The sequence below is a fragment of the Pseudomonas sp. P4_C3 genome, from assembly GCF_056402075.1.
The window spans coordinates 1-21316 of the sequence record NZ_JBFUIC010000078.1 but is presented as its reverse complement, the minus strand read 5'-3'; the positions used below and the strand labels follow the sequence as shown (position 1 = coordinate 21316).

General features: G+C 57.2%; 22 protein-coding genes. 1 reads left to right on the top strand and 21 read right to left on the bottom strand.

Features of this window, described 5'->3' with window-relative positions; translation table 11 throughout:
• The 21 genes from glmS to rpmH form a co-directional block, all read right to left on the bottom strand.
• The coding region (gene glmS, locus AC1DVH_RS14935; RefSeq protein ID WP_477754451.1) for a glutamine--fructose-6-phosphate transaminase (isomerizing) at window positions 1-1690 on the bottom strand (1690 nt) is incomplete at its 3' end.
• A gap of 1 nt (window position 1691) precedes the next feature.
• A complete protein-coding gene (locus AC1DVH_RS14930; protein ID WP_007985041.1) occupies window positions 1692-2468 on the bottom strand; it encodes a DeoR family transcriptional regulator in 777 nt (258 codons plus the stop codon).
• Between the two features lie 229 nt (window positions 2469-2697).
• The gene (gene glmU / locus AC1DVH_RS14925) at window positions 2698-4065 is read right to left on the bottom strand and encodes a bifunctional UDP-N-acetylglucosamine diphosphorylase/glucosamine-1-phosphate N-acetyltransferase GlmU (RefSeq protein WP_477754450.1); all 1368 of its coding nucleotides are present in this window, start codon (window positions 4063-4065) and stop codon (window positions 2698-2700) included.
• A 113-nt stretch (window positions 4066-4178) separates the two neighbouring features.
• On the bottom strand, window positions 4179-4604 hold the full coding sequence (locus AC1DVH_RS14920) for a F0F1 ATP synthase subunit epsilon (protein WP_007969909.1): 426 nt from the start codon (window positions 4602-4604) through the stop codon (window positions 4179-4181).
• A gap of 45 nt (window positions 4605-4649) precedes the next feature.
• Window positions 4650-6029, bottom strand: coding sequence for a F0F1 ATP synthase subunit beta (gene atpD, locus AC1DVH_RS14915; protein WP_034152182.1), 1380 nt, complete (start codon window positions 6027-6029; stop codon window positions 4650-4652).
• Between the two features lie 27 nt (window positions 6030-6056).
• The gene (gene atpG / locus AC1DVH_RS14910; protein WP_477754449.1) at window positions 6057-6917 is read right to left on the bottom strand and encodes a F0F1 ATP synthase subunit gamma; all 861 of its coding nucleotides are present in this window, start codon (window positions 6915-6917) and stop codon (window positions 6057-6059) included.
• 50 nt (window positions 6918-6967) lie between these two features.
• Entirely contained in the window at window positions 6968-8512 is a 1545-nt protein-coding gene (gene atpA, locus AC1DVH_RS14905) for a F0F1 ATP synthase subunit alpha (protein WP_030132553.1), read from the bottom strand.
• Between the two features lie 21 nt (window positions 8513-8533).
• Window positions 8534-9070: a F0F1 ATP synthase subunit delta gene (locus AC1DVH_RS14900; RefSeq protein ID WP_108218799.1), complete on the bottom strand. Its 537-nt coding sequence runs from the start codon at window positions 9068-9070 to the stop codon at window positions 8534-8536.
• A gap of 12 nt (window positions 9071-9082) precedes the next feature.
• Window positions 9083-9553 (bottom strand): F0F1 ATP synthase subunit B, encoded by a 471-nt coding sequence (locus AC1DVH_RS14895; RefSeq protein ID WP_116262423.1) that lies wholly within the window; start codon window positions 9551-9553, stop codon window positions 9083-9085.
• A gap of 58 nt (window positions 9554-9611) precedes the next feature.
• The gene (atpE, locus tag AC1DVH_RS14890; RefSeq protein WP_003097235.1) at window positions 9612-9869 is read right to left on the bottom strand and encodes a F0F1 ATP synthase subunit C; all 258 of its coding nucleotides are present in this window, start codon (window positions 9867-9869) and stop codon (window positions 9612-9614) included.
• 134 nt (window positions 9870-10003) lie between these two features.
• Window positions 10004-10873 (bottom strand): F0F1 ATP synthase subunit A, encoded by an 870-nt coding sequence (gene atpB / locus AC1DVH_RS14885; protein WP_477754448.1) that lies wholly within the window; start codon window positions 10871-10873, stop codon window positions 10004-10006.
• A gap of 16 nt (window positions 10874-10889) precedes the next feature.
• On the bottom strand, window positions 10890-11297 hold the full coding sequence (locus AC1DVH_RS14880) for a F0F1 ATP synthase subunit I (RefSeq protein ID WP_008045685.1): 408 nt from the start codon (window positions 11295-11297) through the stop codon (window positions 10890-10892).
• Window positions 11298-11445: 148 nt separating this feature from the next.
• Entirely contained in the window at window positions 11446-12318 is an 873-nt protein-coding gene (locus AC1DVH_RS14875; protein WP_108218795.1) for a ParB/RepB/Spo0J family partition protein, read from the bottom strand.
• A gap of 9 nt (window positions 12319-12327) precedes the next feature.
• Entirely contained in the window at window positions 12328-13125 is a 798-nt protein-coding gene (locus AC1DVH_RS14870; protein WP_007969897.1) for a ParA family protein, read from the bottom strand.
• 18 nt (window positions 13126-13143) lie between these two features.
• On the bottom strand, window positions 13144-13788 hold the full coding sequence (rsmG, locus tag AC1DVH_RS14865; protein WP_007969895.1) for a 16S rRNA (guanine(527)-N(7))-methyltransferase RsmG: 645 nt from the start codon (window positions 13786-13788) through the stop codon (window positions 13144-13146).
• Window positions 13785-15683 (bottom strand): tRNA uridine-5-carboxymethylaminomethyl(34) synthesis enzyme MnmG, encoded by a 1899-nt coding sequence (mnmG, locus tag AC1DVH_RS14860; protein ID WP_477754447.1) that lies wholly within the window; start codon window positions 15681-15683, stop codon window positions 13785-13787. Before mnmG ends, rsmG begins: the two co-directional genes overlap by 4 nt.
• A gap of 550 nt (window positions 15684-16233) precedes the next feature.
• Window positions 16234-17604, bottom strand: a complete 1371-nt coding sequence (mnmE, locus tag AC1DVH_RS14855; protein ID WP_477754446.1) for a tRNA uridine-5-carboxymethylaminomethyl(34) synthesis GTPase MnmE — start codon at window positions 17602-17604, stop codon at window positions 16234-16236.
• A 79-nt stretch (window positions 17605-17683) separates the two neighbouring features.
• Entirely contained in the window at window positions 17684-19363 is a 1680-nt protein-coding gene (gene yidC / locus AC1DVH_RS14850; protein ID WP_477754445.1) for a membrane protein insertase YidC, read from the bottom strand.
• Window positions 19364-19365: 2 nt separating this feature from the next.
• The gene (yidD, locus tag AC1DVH_RS14845) at window positions 19366-19611 is read right to left on the bottom strand and encodes a membrane protein insertion efficiency factor YidD (protein WP_010207715.1); all 246 of its coding nucleotides are present in this window, start codon (window positions 19609-19611) and stop codon (window positions 19366-19368) included.
• Window positions 19604-20005 (bottom strand): ribonuclease P protein component, encoded by a 402-nt coding sequence (gene rnpA / locus AC1DVH_RS14840; RefSeq protein WP_056727027.1) that lies wholly within the window; start codon window positions 20003-20005, stop codon window positions 19604-19606. Before rnpA ends, yidD begins: the two co-directional genes overlap by 8 nt.
• Window positions 20006-20021: 16 nt before the next feature.
• On the bottom strand, window positions 20022-20156 hold the full coding sequence (rpmH, locus tag AC1DVH_RS14835; protein WP_003213577.1) for a 50S ribosomal protein L34: 135 nt from the start codon (window positions 20154-20156) through the stop codon (window positions 20022-20024).
• Between the two features lie 566 nt (window positions 20157-20722).
• Between rpmH and AC1DVH_RS14830 the strand changes: the two genes are divergently transcribed.
• The coding region (locus AC1DVH_RS14830; protein ID WP_477754444.1) for a DnaA N-terminal domain-containing protein at window positions 20723-21316 on the top strand (594 nt) is incomplete at its 3' end.

Genomic DNA, 21316 nt, shown 5'->3' with positions numbered 1-21316 from the left:
CCACGTGGGTGCCTTCACCGTTGGTCATGCCGGCCTTCTCGTCAGCGAAGACGATCAACTGGCCACCGCGGGCGCGGACTTCCTGGAGGTTGGACTTCAACTTCTCCAGCAGTTCGTTGTTCGGCGCCACGGTCACCACTGGCATGTCGTTATCCACAAGCGCCAACGGGCCGTGTTTCAACTCGCCGGCCGGATAGGCTTCAGCGTGGATGTAGGAGATTTCCTTGAGCTTGAGTGCCCCTTCCATCGCTACCGGGAACTGCGCACCGCGGCCGAGGAACAGCGTGTGGTGTTTCTCGGCGAACAGCTCGGAGATTTTTTCCACGGTGCTGTCCATGGCCAGCGCTTCGCTCAGACGGGTTGGCAAACGACGCAGTTCTTCGACCAGTGTCGCTTCGACGCCTTTGGCCAAGGTGCCACGAACCTGGCCCAGGGAAAGCGTCAGCAACAACAGGCCAACCAATTGCGTGGTGAAGGCTTTGGTCGAAGCCACACCGATTTCGCGACCGGCCTGGGTCAACAGGGTCAGATCGGACTCACGCACCAGCGAGCTGATGCCGACGTTGCAGATCGCCAGGCTAGCGAGGTAACCCAGTTCCTTGGCATTGCGCAGTGCGGCCAGGGTGTCGGCGGTTTCACCGGACTGGGAAATGGTCACGAACAAGGTGTCCGGCTGCACCACCACCTTGCGGTAGCGGAATTCGCTGGCGACTTCGACCTGGCAAGGAATGCCGGCCAGCTCTTCGAGCCAGTAACGCGCGACCATGCCGGCGTGGTAGCTGGTGCCACACGCGACGATCTGTACGTTACGCACTTTGGCGAACAGCTCGGCCGCCTGTGGGCCGAATGCCTGTACCAGTACCTGGTTCTGGCTCAGGCGACCTTCCAGCGTGCGCTGGACCACAGACGGTTGCTCGTGGATTTCCTTGAGCATGAAGTGGCGGAACTCGCCCTTTTCAGCGGCTTCGGCGCCGTCACGATATTGCACGGTTTCGCGCTCGACAGCCTGGCCGTCAACGTCCCAGATCTGCACGCTGTCGCGGCGGATTTCGGCGATATCGCCTTCTTCCAGGTACATGAAACGGTCAGTGACCTGACGCAGGGCCAACTGGTCGGACGCCAGGAAGTTTTCCCCCAGGCCAAGGCCGATCACCAACGGGCTGCCGCTGCGGGCTGCGACCAGGCGATCCGGTTGCTGCGCGCTGATCACTGCCAGGCCGTAAGCACCGTGCAACTCTTTGACGGTCGCCTTGAGGGCCACGGTCAGATCACGCAGATCCTTGAGCTTGTGGTTCAGCAGGTGGGAGATGACTTCAGTGTCGGTGTCCGAGGTGAACACATAGCCCAAGGCTTTGAGTTGTTCACGCAGGGCTTCGTGGTTTTCGATGATGCCGTTGTGCACCACCGCCAGGTCACCGGAGAAATGCGGGTGGGCATTGCGCTCGCACGGTGCACCGTGGGTGGCCCAGCGCGTGTGGGCGATACCCAGACGACCGACCAGCGGCTCGGTGGCCAATGCCTGCTCCAGCTCACTGACTTTGCCCGGGCGACGCAGGCGCTCGAGTTTTTCATCGTTGGTGTAGACCGCCACGCCAGCGCTGTCATACCCACGGTATTCGAGGCGTTTCAGGCCTTCGACGAGGATGGCGGTGATGTTACGTTCTGCGACTGCGCCGACAATTCCACACATGCTATTTCTCCTGACTGATAGCCGCGCAAATCAAATTGATGCCGCGGGCCTGAATCTGATCGCGAGCCTCAAGCGGCAGGCGTTCATCCGTAATAAGGGTATGGACGCTGCTCCAGGGCAGCTCCAGGTTGGGAATCTTGCGGCCGATCTTGTCGGCCTCCACCATCACGACCACTTCGCGGGCGACTTCGGCCATGACCCGGCTCAGCCCGAGCAGTTCGTTGAAGGTGGTTGTACCGCGAACCAGATCGATGCCATCGGCCCCGATGAACAGCTGGTCGAAGTCGTAGGAGCGTAGTACCTGCTCGGCAACCTGCCCCTGAAAGGACTCGGAATGCGGGTCCCAGGTGCCACCGGTCATCAACAGCACCGGTTCGTGCTCAAGTTCGCTCAGGGCATTGGCGACATGCAACGAGTTGGTCATCACCACCAGACCGGGTTGCTGTCCGAGTTCCGGGATCATGGAGGCGGTGGTACTGCCACTGTCGATAATGATGCGCGCATGCTCGCGAATCCGCGCGACGGCGGCACGAGCGATGGCTTGCTTGTATATGGAAACCGGCTGACCAAGGTCCGCGACCAGCTCCTGAGGCATGGTGATCGCCCCGCCGTAACGACGCAGCAACAGGCCATTGCTTTCAAGTGCTGCCAGATCCTTGCGAATCGTAACTTCCGACGTTTCGAAGCGCTTGGCCAACTCATCCACACTGACTTCGCCCTGCTCATTGAGCAAGGCGAGGATGTTGTGACGACGTTGAGGTGTGTTGCGCTTCGACATGAGCTGATAAGTTTCGTTTCGAAAGATAGCAGAAGCAATCAAAACCTATCAGCGAAACTTCGTCAAGCATGTTGCGACAAAAAGATCTGTGGATAACTTGTAGGAGCGAGCTTGCTCGCGATGGGCGTTAACGATGACGCGTTCTTTCTGAAAAAATGCGTCGCACGCGTATTCATCGTCGGAACGCCGCCCGGAGCAAGCTCGCTCCTACAAGGGAGTTGTGGATAACTCAGCTCTTGTTGATCTTCTCCGGCCGCTTCCAGCCGTCGATGTTCTTCTGACGAGCACGCCCGATGGCCAACTGGGATTTATCCACAGCCGAGGTAATAGTCGAACCGGCCGCCGTGGTCGCACCATCCAGGATATCCACAGGTGCTACCAACGAGTTGTTGGAACCAATGAACACATCTTCACCCAACACGGTTTTCCACTTGTTGGCGCCGTCATAGTTGCAAGTGATGGTGCCAGCACCGATGTTGGTGCGCGCGCCCACTTCAGCATCACCCAGATAAGCCAGGTGACCGGCCTTGGCGCCTTCTCCCAAGTGCGCGTTTTTCAACTCGACGAAGTTACCCACATGCGCCCGGGCTTCCAGCACGGTACCTGGACGCAGACGCGCGAACGGGCCGGCATCGCTGCCTTCACCCAGAATGGCACCTTCGATATGGCTGTTGGCCTTGATGATCACGCCTTTGCGCAGGGTGCTGTCCTTGATCACGCAGTTCGGACCGATCACCACGTCATCCTCAATGACGACCTTGCCTTCGAGGATCACGTTGATGTCGATCAACACATCGCGGCCTACGGTCACGTCTCCACGCACGTCGAAACGAGCCGGGTCGCGCAGCGTCACACCTTGAGCCATCAAACGACGACCGGCGCGCAATTGATAATGCCGTTCCAGTTCGGAAAGCTGCTTGCGGTCGTTGGCGCCCTGCACTTCCATGGCGTCGTGCGGTTGCTCGGTGGCCACCACCAGACCATCGCTCACTGCCATGGCAATGATGTCGGTCAGGTAGTACTCGCCCTGGGCGTTGTTATTGGAGAGACGGCTCATCCAGTCGCCAAGACGGGCAAAAGGCAGCGCCAGAATGCCGGTATTGCCTTCGGTGATCTGGCGTTGGGCTTCATCGGCATCTTTCTGCTCGACAATGGCGGCAACCTTGCCAGCGCTATCACGAACGATTCGGCCGTAACCGGTCGGGTCATCCAGTTCGACGGTCAGCAGGCCCAATTGCTCTGGACCCACTTGCTTGAGCAGGCGCTGCAGGGTTTCGACCTCGATCAACGGCACATCACCGTAGAGCACCAGCACGGTGTCGGACTGAATGAATGGCACTGCTTGAGCAACGGCGTGACCGGTACCCAACTGTTTATCCTGCAGGACGAAGTTGAGGTCATCCGCCGCCAGGCGTTCGCGCACGGCGTCGGCACCATGACCGATTACGACGTGGATGCGCTGTGGATCAAGTTGCCGAGCGCTGTGGATAACATGACCGAGCATGGAGTTGCCGGCAATCGGGTGCAAAACTTTCGGCAAAGCGGAACGCATGCGCGTGCCTTGGCCTGCAGCGAGAATAACGATTTCAAGAGACATGACTGGCTACCAATCCTGGGTGGTCAGCGGCTGCGACCGGGTTGTAAAAATCGGAAAAGAAAAAAGGGTAGCCGAGGCTACCCTTTTTAATCAATCACACAACAAGCGCTGCCTTAATGGCCGAACTTCTTGCGGATCTGCTGGACGGTGCGCAGCTGAGCTGCAGCCTCGGCCAGACGTGCGGCAGCAGAACCGTAATCGAATTCCGCGCCTCGTTCATGCAAGGCCTTCTCGGCAGCCTTGACGGCTTCCTGAGCGGAGGCTTCATCCAGGTCGGCAGCACGTTGCACGGTATCGGCAAGAACCTTGACCATGTTCGGCTGAACCTCGAGGAAACCACCGGAGATGTAATACACCTCCTCTTCCCCGCCCTGCTTGACCAGGCGGATCGGACCTGGCTTCAGATTAGTGATCAGCGGCGCGTGACCCAGGGCGATACCAAGATCACCCAGTGCACCGTGCGCAATCACCATCTCGACCAGACCGGAAAAGATTTCTCCTTCCGCGCTGACGATATCGCAATGGACTGTCATAGCCATCTGATTGCCTCAACCTAAATTAGCGCCCGTTTCCGGGCGCCGGGATTACAGTTTCTTGGCTTTTTCGATCGCTTCTTCGATGCCGCCAACCATGTAGAACGCTTGTTCTGGCAGGTGGTCGTAGTCACCGTTGAGGATGCCTTTGAAGCCAGCAATGGTGTCTTTCAGGGAAACGTATTTACCCGATGCACCGGTGAAGACTTCAGCCACGAAGAACGGCTGCGACAAGAAGCGCTGGATCTTACGAGCACGGTTTACCAACTGCTTGTCGGCTTCCGACAGCTCGTCCATACCCAGGATCGCAATGATGTCCTTCAGTTCTTTGTAACGCTGCAGAACGTACTGAACGCCGCGAGCGGTGTCGTAGTGGTCCTGGCCGATTACGTTCGGGTCCAGCTGGCGCGAAGTCGAGTCGAGTGGATCGACCGCCGGGTAGATACCCAGGGAAGCGATGTCACGGGACAGAACGACGGTAGCGTCCAAGTGGGCGAAGGTGGTCGCTGGCGACGGGTCGGTCAAGTCATCCGCAGGTACGTATACCGCCTGGATCGAAGTGATCGAACCTTCCTTGGTCGAAGTGATACGTTCTTGCAGAACGCCCATCTCTTCAGCCAGGGTCGGCTGGTAACCTACAGCCGAAGGCATACGGCCCAGCAGTGCGGATACTTCAGTACCGGCCAGGGTGTAACGATAGATGTTGTCGACGAACAGCAGAACGTCGTTACCTTCGTCACGGAACTTCTCGGCCATGGTCAGGCCGGTCAGTGCTACGCGCAGACGGTTACCCGGCGGCTCGTTCATCTGACCGTAAACCAGTGCCACTTTGTCCAGAACGTTGGAGTCCTTCATCTCGTGGTAGAAGTCGTTACCCTCACGAGTACGCTCACCCACACCGGCGAACACGGAATAACCGCTGTGCTCGATGGCGATGTTACGGATCAGTTCCATCATGTTTACGGTTTTGCCTACACCGGCACCACCGAACAGACCGACTTTACCGCCTTTGGCGAACGGGCAAACCAGGTCGATAACCTTGATGCCGGTTTCCAGCAGGTCGTTACCGCCTGCTTGTTCAGCGAACGAAGGTGCTGGACGGTGAATGCCCCAACGCTCTTCGGTGTCGATCGGACCAGCTTCGTCGATCGGGTTACCGAGGACGTCCATGATCCGGCCCAGAGTCGCTTTACCGACCGGTACGGAGATGGCTGCGCCAGAATCGGTAACTTCCAGACCGCGCTTCAAGCCCTCGGTGGAACCCATCGCAATGGTGCGAACCACGCCGTCGCCCAGCTGTTGCTGAACTTCCAGAGTGGTTTCAGCCGCGCTCATTACTTTCAGCGCGTTGTAGATGCTCGGTACGCTGTCGCGTGGAAATTCCACGTCGATAACGGCGCCGATGATTTGAACGATACGTCCGCTACTCATAGCTGGATCCTCTGAATATTTGAACCGTTAAACCGCGGCAGCGCCGCCGACGATTTCCGAGATCTCTTGGGTGATCGCAGCCTGACGCGCCTTGTTGTAGACCAGCTGCAAATCGCTGATCAAATCACCGGCGTTGTCGGTAGCGTTCTTCATCGYGATCATCCGCGCAGCCTGTTCAGCCGCGTTGTTCTCGACCACCGCCTGGTAGACCTGCGACTCGRCGTAACGGACCATCAAGCCGTCAAGCAGCTCTTTGGCATCCGGTTCGTAGAGATAGTCCCAGTGGTGCTTGAGGTCTTGATCCGGGGTTGCCACCAGTGGAATCAACTGCTCCACGGTAGGCTGTTGCGTCATGGTGTTGATGAACTTGTTGGACACCACGGACAGGCGGTCAATACGGCCGTCCAGGTAGGCATCCAGCATCACCTTGACGCTGCCAATCAGATCATTGATCGACGGCTCTTCACCCAGGTGGCTGATAGCTGCTACGACGTTACCGCCGAAGTTGCGGAAGAAAGCCGCACCCTTGCTACCAACGACACACAGATCGATCTCGACGCCGTTTTCGCGGTTTACCGCCATGTCCTTGACCAGAGCCTTGAACAGGTTGGTGTTCAAGCCACCACACAAACCACGGTCACTGCTCACTACGACATAACCAACTCGCTTTACTTCACGGTCGATCATGAACGGGTGGCGATATTCCGGGTTGGCGTTGGCCAGATGACCAATAACCTGGCGGATGCGCTCCGCGTAAGGACGGCTAGCAGCCATGCGCATTTGTGCCTTGCGCATTTTACTGACCGCCACTTTTTCCATGGCGCTGGTAATCTTTTGCGTGCTTTTGATGCTCGCAATCTTACTGCGAATCTCTTTTGCGCCTGCCATGTAACACCTATCAGGTTAGCAAGCGGGAGCCTTGCGGCTCCCGCTGCGGCTTACCAGGTTTGGGTGGCCTTGAACTTCTCGATACCGGCTTTCATGCCAGCGTCGATTTCGTCATTGAAGTCACCCTTCACGTTGATCTTCGCCATCAAATCGGCGTGATCGCGGTTGAAGAAAGCAATCAGCGCTTGTTCGAAGCTGCCGATCTTGGCGATTTCAACGTCAGTCAGGAACCCACGCTCAGCGGCATACAGCGACAGCGCCATGTCAGCGATCGACATTGGTGCGTATTGCTTCTGCTTCATCAGCTCGGTAACGCGCTGACCATGCTCAAGTTGCTTACGGGTCGCTTCGTCCAGGTCAGAAGCGAACTGGGCGAATGCCGCCAGTTCACGGTACTGAGCCAGAGCGGTACGGATACCACCGGACAGCTTCTTGATGATCTTGGTCTGAGCGGCACCACCCACACGGGATACCGAAACACCGGCGTTCACTGCAGGGCGGATGCCCGAGTTGAACATGGCCGATTCCAGGAAGATCTGACCGTCGGTGATGGAAATCACGTTGGTCGGAACGAACGCGGAAACGTCGCCAGCCTGGGTTTCGATGATCGGCAGTGCGGTCAGGGAACCGGTTTTGCCGGTCACTGCGCCGTTGGTGAACTTCTCTACGTATTCTTCCGAAACGCGGGATGCGCGCTCCAGCAGACGGGAGTGGAGATAGAACACGTCGCCTGGGTAAGCTTCACGGCCTGGTGGACGGCGCAGCAGCAGGGAAATCTGGCGGTAAGCCACTGCTTGCTTGGACAGATCGTCATAAACGATCAGCGCGTCTTCACCGCGGTCGCGGAAGAATTCACCCATGGTGCAACCGGAGTACGGTGCCAGGAATTGCAGCGCAGGAGATTCCGAAGCACTGGCAGCCACGATGATCGTGTTGGCCAGGGCGCCGTTTTCTTCCAGCTTGCGAACCACGTTGGCGATGGTCGATTGTTTCTGACCGATCGCTACGTAGACGCAGAAAATGCCGCTGTTCTTCTGGTTGATGATCGCGTCGATCGCCAGAGCGGTTTTACCGATCTGACGGTCACCGATGATCAGCTCACGCTGGCCACGGCCGACCGGGATCATGGCATCGACAGCCTTGTAGCCAGTCTGTACAGGCTGGTCTACCGACTTACGCCAGATCACGCCTGGAGCAACTTTCTCGACCGCGTCGGTCTCGGTGTTGCCCAGTGGACCTTTGCCGTCAACAGGGTTACCCAGTGCGTCGACTACGCGACCCAGCAGTTCCTTACCAACCGGAACTTCGAGGATGCGGCCAGTGCACTTGGCGCTCATGCCTTCAGCCAGAGACTGGTATGCGCCCAGTACAACGGCACCTACGGAGTCTTGCTCCAGGTTGAGGGCCATGCCGAAGACGCCGCCCGGAAACTCGATCATCTCGCCGTACATTACGTCGGCCAGACCGTGAATCCGCACGATACCGTCAGATACGCTGACGACAGTGCCTTCGTTACGGGCTTGGGAGGTCACATCGAGCTTGTCGATGCGGCCCTTGATAATTTCACTTATTTCGGAAGGATTGAGTTGCTGCATTGCTCTGCTGCCCCTTCAAACTCAAGATTTCAATGCTTCGGCCAGTTTCGCGATTTTGCCGCGAATCGAGCCATCGATAACCAGGTCGCCGGCGCGGATGACGACACCACCAATAAGGGCAGCGTCCTCCGCAACTTGCAGGCGCACTTCCCGGTTGAGTCGTGCACTGAGAACCTTGGCGAGTTTGTCTTGCTGTTCTTGGTTCAATGCAAAAGCACTGGTCACTTCAACGTCTACCGACTTCTCTTGCTCGGCCTTGTACAGGTCGAAAAGAGCGGCAATCTCCGGCAATAGCAGGAGACGGTCGTTTTCGGCAACGACATTGATGAAGTTCTGTGCCTTGGCATCAAACTTGTCGCCACACACGTCAATGAACGTGGTGGCCTTTTCTGCGCTCGTCAGTCGCGGGGCCTTGAGCACGCGCTGCAGAGTGTCGTCTTGCGACACCGCTGCAGCCAGGCCGAGCATGGCTGACCAATTGGCCAGTTGCTGGTGGGCCTGAGCGTGCTCGAAGGCCGCCTTAGCGTAAGGTCGGGCCAACGTGGTCAGTTCTGCCATGATCGCCCTCGCTTAGATTTCAGCAGCCAGTTGGTTAACCAGCTTTGCGTGCGCGTTTTGATCGATTGTGGCACCCAGGATCTTCTCGGCGCCTTCGACTGCCAGCAAGCCCACTTGGGCACGCAGCACGTCTTTGACACTGTTCAGTTCCTGTTCGATCTCGGCCTGAGCCTGAACCTTCACACGGTCAGCGTCGACACGGGCTTTTTCAACAGCCTCTTCGACAATCTGATTACCGCGTTTCTTGGCTTGCTCGATGATTTCAGCTGCCTGAGCTTTCGCTTCGCGCAGTTGCTGACCCGCTTTCTCTTGGGCCAACTCCAGGTCGCGAGCTGCTCGGCTGGCAGCGTCCAGACCATCAGCGATCTTCTTTTGACGTTCGTGCAGAGCCGCAATGACCGGAGGCCATACGAACTTCATGCAGAACAGTACAAAAATCAGGAACGCAACGGACTGGCCAATCAGGGTCGCATTAATGTTCACGCCAACACCTCGCAGTTACGTTGTCCATCACACCAAATTACCCGGAAGATCCGAGTAATCAGCCAGCGATTTGACCAACGAACGGGTTCGCAAAGGTGAAGAACAGAGCGATACCAACACCGATCATGGTTACGGCGTCGAGCAGACCGGCAACGATGAACATTTTAACTTGCAGCATTGGAACCATTTCTGGCTGACGCGCTGCGCCTTCCAGGAACTTGCCGCCCAGCAGGCCGAAACCAATTGCGGTACCCAGTGCGCCCAGGCCGATCAACAGTGCAACAGCGATAGCGGTTAGACCAACTACAGTTTCCATCTTTCCTCCCGACTTTTACGTCGTATGGTTTAGGTTTTTTTAATTTAAAGCGGTAAAACAAATCGTTTCAGAGGCCCCGTTAAGAGCCCCCTCCCGTTTAACGGGGAGGGACATCAGACTAGTCGAGACTGGTCTTAATGGTTTTCTTCGTGTGCCATCGACAGGTAGACGATGGTCAGCATCATGAAGATGAACGCCTGCAGGGTGATGATCAGGATGTGGAACACAGCCCACGCCCACTGCAGAACAACGCCCAGGCCACTAAGCCAGAGCAGACCGCTGCCGAACATCACAGCAATCAGAATGAAGACCAGCTCGCCGGCATACATGTTGCCGAACAGACGCAGAGCCAGGGAGATCGGCTTGGCGATCAGGGTCACGAATTCCAGCAGGAAGTTCACCGGGATCAGCAGCGCCTGAAGGAAGATGTTCTTGCTGCCGAACGGGTGCAGGGTCAGCTCGCCGATGAAGCCGCCGAGGCCCTTGATCTTGATGCTGTAGAAAATGATCAGCGCGAACACCGAGAAGGCCATGGCCAGAGTAGCGTTCGGGTCGGTGGTCGACACGGCACGGAACGGGATGTGGTGGTCGCCGGAGATCAGGATGGCCAGCTGAGGAATCCAGTCGACCGGTACCAGGTCGACGGCGTTCATCATGAACACCCAGACGAAGATGGTCAGTGCCAGTGGTGCAACCACAGGGCTACGGCCATGGAAGCTGTCTTTCACGCTGCCATCGACGAATTCGACCAATACTTCAACGAAGTTCTGCAAAGCACCAGGAACACCGGTAGTCGCCTTCTTTGCCGCCATGCGGAAAAGAAGAACGAAGATCAGACCCAATGCGACCGACCAGCCGAGGGTATCGACGTGGAAAGCCCAGAAGCCCATTTCCTTGGCTTCTGCTGCGGTGTGGGCAAAGCCCCAGCCGCCGTTGGGTAGCTGACCGAAGGTCAGGTTCTGCAAGTGGTGCTGGATATAGCCCGAAGCGGTTGTTTCTGCCATGGTTGCCTCAAACGCCCTAAGGTCTCGAAAGTCTTGTTCTCATCAGCAGGGGAGCGAACCAGCTGACCGACTGAGTCAGCACGAAGGCACCGAATACTGCAATCGGCGCCAGTGGCTTCACACCTGCAAACACCAGTGCAAACAGCACTGCCGTCAAAATCAGTTTGCCTGCCTCGCCGGCATAAAAAGACCGGACGATGGACTGGGCTGCTCGGGCGCCGGAAAACCGAAATGCCCTGTGAGCGAAATAAACATTCGGTAGCAAGGCTATCAGGCCTCCGCAGAGTCCCGAGTACCCGGCAACGACTCCATATCGGTACCAGAGCGCCAAAGCGGCGATCAGCAACACGACAAATTGAGCCATTAACACCGGAAAAACTGCCAGGCGATGGAAGGGCAGGCGGTTTGGCGTGCGGGTTTCCATCACTTTTACTCCCCAATGGTCGGCTGCCGAAATTCAATAACTTGGCATAATTTGTGCCGACAAAATGCGCGCAGAGTATAGGGGCGGTTCTGCCCCTATTCAACTGTCAGGTAGTGATTTCCGACTGCGCGCTACATGAGGAAATGTTTCAGCGGATATGCGCAAGTACGCCTTGAAGCTCATCCAGTGAGTTGTAGCCAATCACCAACTGCCCTTTACCCTTCTTACCGTGGCGGATCTGCACCGCAGAGCCTAGGCGCTCGGCCAGGCGCTGTTCAAGACGGGCGATATCCGGGTCCGGTTTTGCCGCTTCAACAGGCTCCGGTTTACCACTCAACCACTGGCGAACCAGTGCCTCGGTTTGGCGCACGGTCAGCCCGCGTGCGACAACATGTCGCGCCCCTTCAACCTGTTGAATTTCCGGCAAACCGAGCAAAGCACGGGCGTGACCCATTTCCAGGTCGCCGTGGGACAACATGGTCTTGATGACTTCCGGCAAGGAAATCAGGCGCAACAGGTTAGCCACGGTCACCCGGGACTTGCCCACTGCCTCGGCGACCTGTTGCTGGGTCAGCTGGAACTCCTGCTGCAACCGCTGCAGAGCCACCGCTTCTTCGATCGGGTTCAGGTCTTCGCGCTGGATGTTCTCGATCAGCGCGATGGCAATAGCGGTTTCATCGGGTACATCGCGAACCATCGCCGGGATGGTTTCCTTCCCGGCTTGCTGGCTGGCGCGCCAGCGGCGTTCGCCGGCAATGATTTCAAAACGGCCGCTGCCGATCGGGCGAACCACGATGGGCTGCATGACGCCCTGGGCCTTGATCGACTGCGCCAGCTCTTCGAGCGCCTGCGGATCCATGTCACGACGCGGCTGGTATTTGCCGCGCTGGAGCAGATCCAGGGGAAGGTGCTGCAGCTCACGCTGATCGGCTTGCGCCGCTTGTTCTTCCAGCGAGCTGACAGTCGGACCACTCAACAGAGCATCCAGTCCACGTCCGAGACCTCGTTTCTTGACGGCCATGGGGATTCCTTAAGTTGCCTGAGCAGCGGCGATGCGTGAGTTTTTGCGTTGACGACGAACCATTTCGCCCGCCAATGCCAGATAGGCAACGGCGCCTCGCGATGCTTTGTCGTACGCCAGCGCCGGCATGCCGTAGCTTGGCGCTTCGGCCAGACGGATGTTGCGCGGAATGACGGTGTCGTAGAGCTGTTCGCCGAAGTGTTCCTTGAGCTGCGCCGAGACATCGTTCATCAGGCTCAGGCGCGGGTCGTACATCGTCCGCAGCAGGCCTTCGACCTTCAGGTTCGGGTTCAGCAGTTCAGCGATACGCTTGATGTTATCCACAAGGTCGCTCAAGCCTTCGAGTGCGAAGTACTCGCACTGCATGGGGATAATTACCCCGTCGGCGGCAACCAGTGCGTTCAGGGTCAGCATCGACAGCGACGGTGGGCAGTCGATCAGGATGTAATCGTAGTTTTCCCGGATCGGCGCCAGCGCGCTGCGCAGACGGCTTTCCTTCATCTGCATTTCCAGCAGCACTACTTCGGCCGCGGTGAGGTCGCGGTTGGCTGGCAACAACTGGTAACCACCGTGTTCGGAAAAGTGCATGGCCTGGGCCAGGTCGCACTCACCGATCAGCAGGTCGTAGACCGAGTTTTCCAGGCCATGTTTATCCACACCGCTACCCATGGTGGCGTTGCCCTGTGGATCAAGGTCGATCAACAGCACCCGGCGCTTGGTCGCGACCAGGGATGCTGCGAGGTTGATGCAGGTGGTGGTTTTGCCCACGCCACCCTTTTGGTTCGCAATCGCGAATACCTTAGCCATTCTTGCTTGTGTTCCCAATCATGCCGTGCGGCGCAGTATCAGCAGATGGCGTTGGCCTTGGCAACCAGGTACGGCCAGGGCGTGTTCGCTATCGAGGTGGAAGTCTGCCGGCAATGCTACCAGCTCATCGGCCGGATGAACGCCCTTCATTGCCAGCCAGCGTGTTTCGCTATCGCCGAGGTGGCGAGTCCAGTTGCTGAAGTTCTCCATGCTGCTGAACGCCCGGGAAATGATCCCGTTGAACGGCTGGGCAGGCTGGAAGGCTTCAACGCGACTGTGGATAACTTGCAGGTTATCTAGTTTGAGTTCGAGTTTTACCTGGGTCAGGAAGCGGGTTTTCTTGCCGTTGCTGTCCAGGCAGGTCACCTGGGACTCGGGAAACAGGATCGCCAGCGGAATGCCAGGCATGCCGCCGCCACTGCCGACGTCGAGCCAACGACCGTTTTCGATGAACGACATCACACTCAGGCTATCGAGCAAGTGACGGGAAACCATTTCGTCCGGATCACGCACGGCGGTGAGGTTGTAAGCCTTGTTCCATTTGATCAACAGGGCCAGGTAACCCAGCAGTTGTGCGTGCTGGGTTTCTGTCAGCGTGACGCCAAGCTGGCGGGCACCTGTGGATAACTCTTCTGCGTGTTGCGAAGTGACCAACGAACTCAAGCGCTTTGCTCCAACTGACGGCCCGCGCCGCGTTTTTTCAAATGAATCATCAACAGCGAAATGGCTGCCGGCGTAACGCCCGGGATACGCGAGGCCTGGCCCAAGGTTTCTGGACGGGTCGCGCCGAGCTTGCTCTGGATCTCTTTGGAGAGACCGGAAATATTTGTGTAATCGATATCCACAGGCAATTTGGTGTCTTCGCTGGCGCGCAGGCGGGCGATTTCATCCTGTTGACGATCGATGTAGCCGGCGTACTTGGTCTTGATTTCGACCTGCTCGGCAACCTGTGGATCTTCTGCGCCCCCACCGGTCACGGCGATCAGACCAGCGTAGTCGATTTCCGGACGGCTMAAGAGATTGAGCAGGTTGTATTCGTGAGTCAGTGGCGTGCCGAACTTTTCGGCAATGGCATCGCCTTGTTCGGTGCCCGGGCGTACCCAGGTGCTTTTCAGGCGCTGCTCTTCCAGTTCGATGCTTTCGCGTTTTTTGCAGAAAGCCGCCCAGCGCACGTCATCCACCAGGCCCAGTTCGCGACCTTTTTCGGTCAAACGCAGGTCGGCGTTGTCTTCGCGCAGAATCAGACGGTATTCGGCACGGGACGTGAACATCCGGTACGGCTCTTGGGTACCGAGGGTAATCAGGTCGTCAACCAACACGCCGATATAGGCCTCGTCGCGGCGCGGGCACCAGGCCTCTTTGCCTTGTGCGCGCAGCGCTGCGTTGGTCCCGGCGAGCAAACCCTGGGCACCGGCTTCTTCGTAACCGGTGGTGCCGTTGATCTGCCCGGCGAAGAACAGGCCGCCGATGACTTTGGTTTCCAGGCTGTATTTCAGGTCACGCGGATCGAAGTAGTCGTACTCGATCGCGTAGCCAGGACGCACGATGTGCGCGTTTTCCATGCCGCGGATCGATTGCACGATCTGCAATTGCACGTCGAACGGCAAGGATGTGGATATCCCGTTCGGATACAGCTCATGGGTGGTCAAACCTTCCGGTTCGATGAACACCTGATGGCTTTCCTTGTCGGCGAAGCGATGGATCTTGTCTTCGATCGACGGGCAATAACGCGGGCCGATGCCTTCGATCTCACCGGCAGCGGAATACATCGGCGAACGGTCGAGGTTCGCGGCAATGATTTCGTGGGTACGGGCGTTGGTGTGGGTAATCCAGCAGCTGACTTGCTTCGGATGCTGCTCTTTGGACCCCATGAACGACATCACCGGGATCGGCGTATCACCCGGTTGCTCGGACATCACCGAGAAATCCACAGACCGGCCGTCGATACGCGGCGGAGTACCGGTTTTCAAACGACCCACACGCAATGGCAGTTCACGCAGACGGTGAGCCAGCGCGATCGATGGCGGATCACCGGCGCGACCGCCGGAAAAATTCTGCAAACCGATGTGGATAAGTCCACCGAGGAACGTACCGGTGGTCAACACCACGGAATCGGCGAGGAAACGCAGGCCCATCTGGGTGACAACACCACGGACTTGTTCCTGCTCGACGATCAGATCGTCAGCGGCCTGTTGAAATATCCACAGGTTCGGCTGGTTCTCCAGGATTTCGCGGACAGCTGCCTTGTACAGAACCCGGTCTGCCTGTGCGCGGGTTGCTCGCACGGCCGGGCCTTTGCGGCTGTTCAACACGCGAAACTGGATACCGCCTTTATCGGTAGCCATGGCCATCGCGCCGCCGAGGGCGTCGATTTCCTTGACCAGGTGGCTTTTGCCGATCCCGCCAATGGCCGGATTGCAACTCATGGCACCGAGGGTTTCCACGTTGTGCGTCAGCAACAGGGTTTTAACCCCCATACGTGCTGAGGCCAGTGCTGCCTCGGTACCGGCATGACCGCCGCCGATGACGATCACTTCAAAACGGGAAGGGAAATCCACCACGCACCTCGTGCCTGCTTAAGTAGGTAATTCAGGAATAGTTTGAGCTCAGGTTTTTGGACCTGGTCGACAAGTATAGGGACTTCGCCCTTCCTAAAGAACCCTTTGCACAAAATTTAACCAGCTGTGGAAAACTCGGAGTTATAGAAATTAAAAAGAAAGAAATTTATTAAATCTTTGTTTTTATGTTTATTTCTATGCAGGCAACTATCTGTGGATAGATCTATGAAGCCCTTTGTTTTCAATGTGTACAGAGATTCAAAACCCTGTGTTCATGTGCCAATGAGGCCCTTGGATAACCGGTGTAAGCCTGTGGATGAAATGGGTGGTTATCCACAGAGACGGTTATGTTCAGTTTTAGAGCCCTGTTATCAACTGACCTTAGCTGCGGTTATTCACAGGGCTTAATCCACAGAAAAGTGCCGTTCGCTCGAAATTCGGGTACAGGAATTGCGCTCAAGCAGACGAAGTCCGCTCGGCACTGGAGGTTTTTTTCAGAAAAGGAGGGAGCAGACAGGCACGAATGGCCTGTCTGTGAATAACAGGAGGGCTACTTACCGATACAGAAGCTGGAGAAAATTCGCCCCAGCAGATCGTCAGAGCTGAAAGCACCGGTGATTTCACCCAGCGACTGCTGAGCCTGGCGCAAATCCTCGGCCAACAACTCGCCAGCGCCGGCCAGGGTCAATTGGGCACGGCCATGCTCGAGGGCAGTACTGGCATGACGTAGCGCCTCAAGGTGTCGCCGGCGAGCACTGAAGCTGCTTTCGGACGTTTGTTCATAGCCCATGCAGGCCTTGAGGTGATCACGCAGCAGCTCTAGCCCGACACCACCAGACTTGGCGCTCAGGCTGATGGTGACATGGCCGTCGTCGCTGACCTCCATGGCAATGGGTTCAGCCGTAAGGTCGGCCTTGTTGCGGATCAGGGTGACTTTCGCGGGATCGGGACGGATTTCGAGAAACTCCGGCCAGAGTGCGAACGGATCGAGGGCTTCAGGTGCCGTGGCATCGACTACCAGCAGTACCCGATCCGCTTCGCCAATGGCTTTCAAGGCACGCTCTACGCCGATTTTTTCCACATGATCATCGGTATCGCGCAGACCGGCGGTATCCACCACGTGCAGCGGCATGCCATCGATGTGGATATGTTCACGAAGCACATCACGGGTGGTGCCAGCAATTTCGGTCACGATCGCCGCTTCACGCCCGGCCAGTGCATTGAGCAGGCTGGATTTACCGGCATTCGGACGACCGGCAATCACCACGGTCATGCCGTCACGCAGCAAGGCACCCTGCCCGGCTTCGCGCATGACGGTAGATAACTCGTCGCGCACTTTGTCGAGCATGCTCAGGACGTGGCCATCGGCGAGGAAGTCGATTTCCTCTTCCGGGAAATCGATGGCCGCTTCGACATAGATGCGCAGGCCGATCAATTGCTCGGTGAGGTTATGCACACGTGACGAGAAGGCACCCTGCAGGGAGCGCAATGCGTTTCGCGCAGCCTGGGCAGAACTGGCTTCAATCAGGTCGGCAATGGCTTCGGCCTGGGCGAGGTCCAGTTTGTCGTTGAGGAAGGCGCGCTCACTGAACTCCCCCGGTCGGGCGAGACGGCAACCCAGTTCCAGGCAACGCTTGAGCAACATATCCAGAACGATCGGGCCACCATGACCTTGCAGCTCCAGCACATCTTCGCCGGTGAACGAGTTTGGCCCTGGAAAATACAGCGTGATGCCCTGGTCCAGCACCTCGTCGTTTTCACCGAGAAACGGACCATAGTGGGCAAATCGCGGCTTGAGCTCGCGACCGCTGAAAGCCTTGGCCGCAACGCTGGCCAACGGCCCGGAAATACGCACGATGCCTACACCGCCACGACCTTGAGCGGTGGCGACGGCGGCGATGGTTTCACGAGGAACGCTCATAAACCGGTATCCAGACAAAAGTGACAGATAGCAAAACGCCCCACTAGGGGGCGTTTTGAGTGGTTATCCACAGTGTAAATCAGGCAGCTGCTTTGGTAGCCGCTTCGATCTTACGCGTGATGTACCACTGTTGGGCGATCGACAGGCAGTTGTTCACTACCCAGTACAGCACCAGACCCGCCGGGAACCACAGGAAGAAGAAGGTGAAGATGATTGGCATCAGTTTCATCACCTTGGCCTGCATCGGATCCGGTGGAGTCGGGTTCAACTGCTGCTGGATGAACATGGTTGCACCCATGATGATCGGCAGAATGAAGAACGGATCCTTGATCGACAGGTCAGTGATCCACAGCATGAACGGCGCCTGGCGCATTTCGACGCTTTCCAGCAGAACCCAGTACAGCGAGAGGAAAACCGGCATCTGCACGAGGATTGGCAAGCAACCACCCAGCGGATTGATCTTCTCTTTCTTGTACAGCTCCATCATGGATTGCGACATTTTCTGCCGGTCATCGCCATGTTGCTCTTTCAGCGCGGCCAGTTTCGGTGCCACTGCACGCATGCGCGCCATGGATTTGTAGCTGGCAGCCGACAGCGGGAAGAAAATCCCTTTGATCAGCATGGTCAGGAAGATGATCGACCAGCCCCAGTTACCCACAATGGCGTGGATGTGTTGCAGCAACCAGAAGATCGGTTGGGCGATGAACCACAGAATGCCGTAGTCGACCGTCAGTTCCAGACCTGGGGACAACTCTTTCAGCACGGCCTGGCTTTTCGGACCGGCGTACAGAACAGCACTGGTCTCGGCCTTGGCACCCGGCGCAACACTCATCGATGGGCCGGTGTAGCCGATGATGTAGTTGCCTTTGCTGTCTTTACGGGTCTGGACGACGTTGTTTTCGCCCTTGGCCGGAATCCATGCGGTCACGAAGTAGTGCTGCAACCAGGCAACCCAACCGCCAGTGATGGTTTCTTTCAGCGGCGCCTTGTCCATGTCCTTCATGGACACTTTCTTGTACGGCTCGGAACTTGTCCACAGGGCAGCGCCCAGGTAAGTCGCGGTGCCGGTGGCGGTTGTGGAAGATGGATCGGCGCTGGCGTCACGCTTCAATTGCGCGAACATCGCACCGGACCAGGGCTGAGCGCTCTGGTTGTCGATCAGGTAGGAAACGGTTACGTCGTACAGGCCGCGTTTCAGGGTGAAACGCTTGATGTAGTTGACGCCGTCCTTGCTGAACTTCAGGTCTACGACCAATTGGTCCTGACCGTCAGCCAGTTGATAAACCTTCTTCTCCGAGGAATAAACCGGACGACCGGCCGGATTGGCATCCGGACCATTGCTGCCGATCAGACCGCTTTGCGCCAGATAAGTACGTTCGCCGCCGTTATCGAACAGCTGGAACGGAATTTCCGGGTGATCCTGACGACGCGGATACAGCGGCAGGGTCAGTTGGGCAACATCGCCACCTTGTGGGTCGACAGCCAGGTCCAGTACATCCGTTTTGATCTGGATGAGGTCCTTGCTCACAGCCACCGGCGTTTCAGCAGGTGCACTGGTGTCGCTTGCAGCACGTGGAATGTCGTCACTGGCGGAAGCGTTGGAGCCAGATGCCGTATCCGGCAGGCCCGATGCAGTCGTATTGGTGGCAACATTCTGAGTCGGCAGGGCAGCCTGGCCATAGTCCTGGTTCCATTTAAGAACCATAACGTAGGACACGATTGCCAGGGCGACGATCAGGATCGTGCGTTTGATATCCATGATTACTCGGCCATCGAAGAAGAACGGGAGGTAGGGATAGGTGGAACCGGGTCATAACCACCGGGATTCCACGGATGACAGCGACCTAAACGACGAAAGGTCAGCCAGCCACCGCGAAGAAGGCCATGATTTTCGATGGCTTCTAACGCGTAGCAGGAACAACTGGGGTAGAAACGACAGTGACTGGCCATCAGGGGACTAATGGCATAGCGATAAAACTGGATCGGAACGAGTGCCAGTTTACGCATCTGGACTGTCTACCCCTACAGTTTCGGTTTTGACTGCTGGTACCGGCGAACTGCGAGCCAGACGTTTCCAGAGTTTGCCGAAATGCTGAATCAATTCGGGGTTTTCTACATCACCCAAACCTTTGCGCGCGACGATAACGATGTCCCAACCGACCAGAGAGTCCTGGTTCAGGCGAAACGATTCGCGCATCAGACGTTTGAGGCGATTGCGCTCGACGGAGAGCTTTACGCTCTTTTTCCCGATAACCAACCCGAGACGGGGGTGATCGAGATCGTTGTTGCGCGCAAGGAGCAGGAGATTTTTCCCCGGAACCTTGCCGGTAGGGGAGTCAAAGACTGCCTTGAATTGCCGGGGGGTAAGCAGACGCTTTTCCCGACTGAAGTCCTGACTCACCTCCAGTGCCGGATTATCAAACTGCCAGACGCGCACGACCTTTGGCGCGACGACGCGACAGGACGGCACGACCGTTCTTGGTAGCCATGCGAGCACGGAAACCGTGGGTACGAGCGCGTTTGATAGTGCTTGGTTGGAAAGTACGTTTCATTGTCGTGTTACCTGGTTCGTCCACAACGGGCCGGAATGGCCCCCGTTTTAAGAGACCGGGGATTCTAGAGAAAGCAAGCCTTCAGGTCAATTTCCAACCAGCGTTTCCTTATAAATAGATCTCCGGGCGTTTTGCGCTGAACGAACCGTTGGCAAATATAAAAATAAGAAAGGAAAGTATTTAAAGCTTTTCTGTAAAGCTTATAAAAGCTAGGCCCGCACCCATCTGTGGATAAGTCGATTCAGCCCTTGTGTTACCTGATGTACAGAGAATGACAACTACAGTGGAAAACAGTGTTCAGCCTGTGCTGCGCTGTCGGATAACCTGTGTGTGGAAGCTCGGTTTATCCACAGGCCGGTTATCCACCGAGTTCCGCCCCCACTTGTGCAATGACCTTAACCCCGGTTATCCACAGAGCTTATGCACAGACCACTGGTCGTCTTTTTTGCGTATAAAACGGCGATTCTTCTTGGTCGATGAACCACCTTCGTGTGGATAAGTCGGCGTCTGGTCGCTACAATGGCCGCTTGTTTTTGCCTCACCGGCTTTCAACTTAGGGGATATCCGTGTCAGTGGAACTTTGGCAGCAGTGCGTGGAGCTTTTGCGCGATGAGCTGCCTGCCCAACAATTCAACACTTGGATCCGTCCACTACAGGTCGAAGCCGAAGGCGACGAGTTGCGTGTCTATGCACCCAATCGTTTTGTTCTGGACTGGGTCAACGAAAAGTACCTGGGGCGTGTTCTCGAATTGCTCGATGAGCACGGCAATGGCATGGCGCCTGCGCTTTCCTTGTTAATAGGCAGCAAACGCAGTTCGGCACCCCGTGCCGCGCCCAATGCTCCCCTGGCTGCCGCCGCTTCCCAGGCCCAGGCTGCTCAAGCGCCTGCCAGTCCACCGCCAGCACCTGCCGCCGCATCGACCAAACGTACGACGCGAAAAGTGGATGAGGTCACCGAGCAAGAACCTTCTCGTGACAGCTTCGACCCCATGGCCGGCGCCAGTTCGCAACAGGCCCCGGTTCGCGCCGAGCAACGTACCGTGCAGGTCGAAGGTGCGCTCAAGCACACCAGTTACCTGAATCGCACCTTTACCTTCGAGAACTTCGTTGAAGGTAAATCCAACCAGTTGGCGCGCGCCGCCGCCTGGCAGGTGGCAGAC

Coding starts and splice junctions, on each gene's coding strand:
- atpB (WP_477754448.1), bottom strand. CDS start 10,873: ATGGCAGAAACAACCGCTTCGGGCTATATCCAGCACCACTTGCAGAAC.
- AC1DVH_RS14900 (WP_108218799.1), bottom strand. CDS start 9,070: ATGGCAGAACTGACCACGTTGGCCCGACCTTACGCTAAGGCGGCCTTC.
- yidD (WP_010207715.1), bottom strand. CDS start 19,611: ATGCGTAAACTGGCACTCGTTCCGATCCAGTTTTATCGCTATGCCATT.
- AC1DVH_RS14880 (WP_008045685.1), bottom strand. CDS start 11,297: ATGGAAACCCGCACGCCAAACCGCCTGCCCTTCCATCGCCTGGCAGTT.
- mnmE (WP_477754446.1), bottom strand. CDS start 17,604: ATGAGCGTTCCTCGTGAAACCATCGCCGCCGTCGCCACCGCTCAAGGT.
- AC1DVH_RS14920 (WP_007969909.1), bottom strand. CDS start 4,604: ATGGCTATGACAGTCCATTGCGATATCGTCAGCGCGGAAGGAGAAATC.
- atpE (WP_003097235.1), bottom strand. CDS start 9,869: ATGGAAACTGTAGTTGGTCTAACCGCTATCGCTGTTGCACTGTTGATC.
- atpA (WP_030132553.1), bottom strand. CDS start 8,512: ATGCAGCAACTCAATCCTTCCGAAATAAGTGAAATTATCAAGGGCCGC.
- glmU (WP_477754450.1), bottom strand. CDS start 4,065: ATGTCTCTTGAAATCGTTATTCTCGCTGCAGGCCAAGGCACGCGCATG.
- AC1DVH_RS14930 (WP_007985041.1), bottom strand. CDS start 2,468: ATGTCGAAGCGCAACACACCTCAACGTCGTCACAACATCCTCGCCTTG.
- AC1DVH_RS14875 (WP_108218795.1), bottom strand. CDS start 12,318: ATGGCCGTCAAGAAACGAGGTCTCGGACGTGGACTGGATGCTCTGTTG.
- atpD (WP_034152182.1), bottom strand. CDS start 6,029: ATGAGTAGCGGACGTATCGTTCAAATCATCGGCGCCGTTATCGACGTG.
- AC1DVH_RS14870 (WP_007969897.1), bottom strand. CDS start 13,125: ATGGCTAAGGTATTCGCGATTGCGAACCAAAAGGGTGGCGTGGGCAAA.
- rpmH (WP_003213577.1), bottom strand. CDS start 20,156: ATGAAACGTACTTTCCAACCAAGCACTATCAAACGCGCTCGTACCCAC.
- yidC (WP_477754445.1), bottom strand. CDS start 19,363: ATGGATATCAAACGCACGATCCTGATCGTCGCCCTGGCAATCGTGTCC.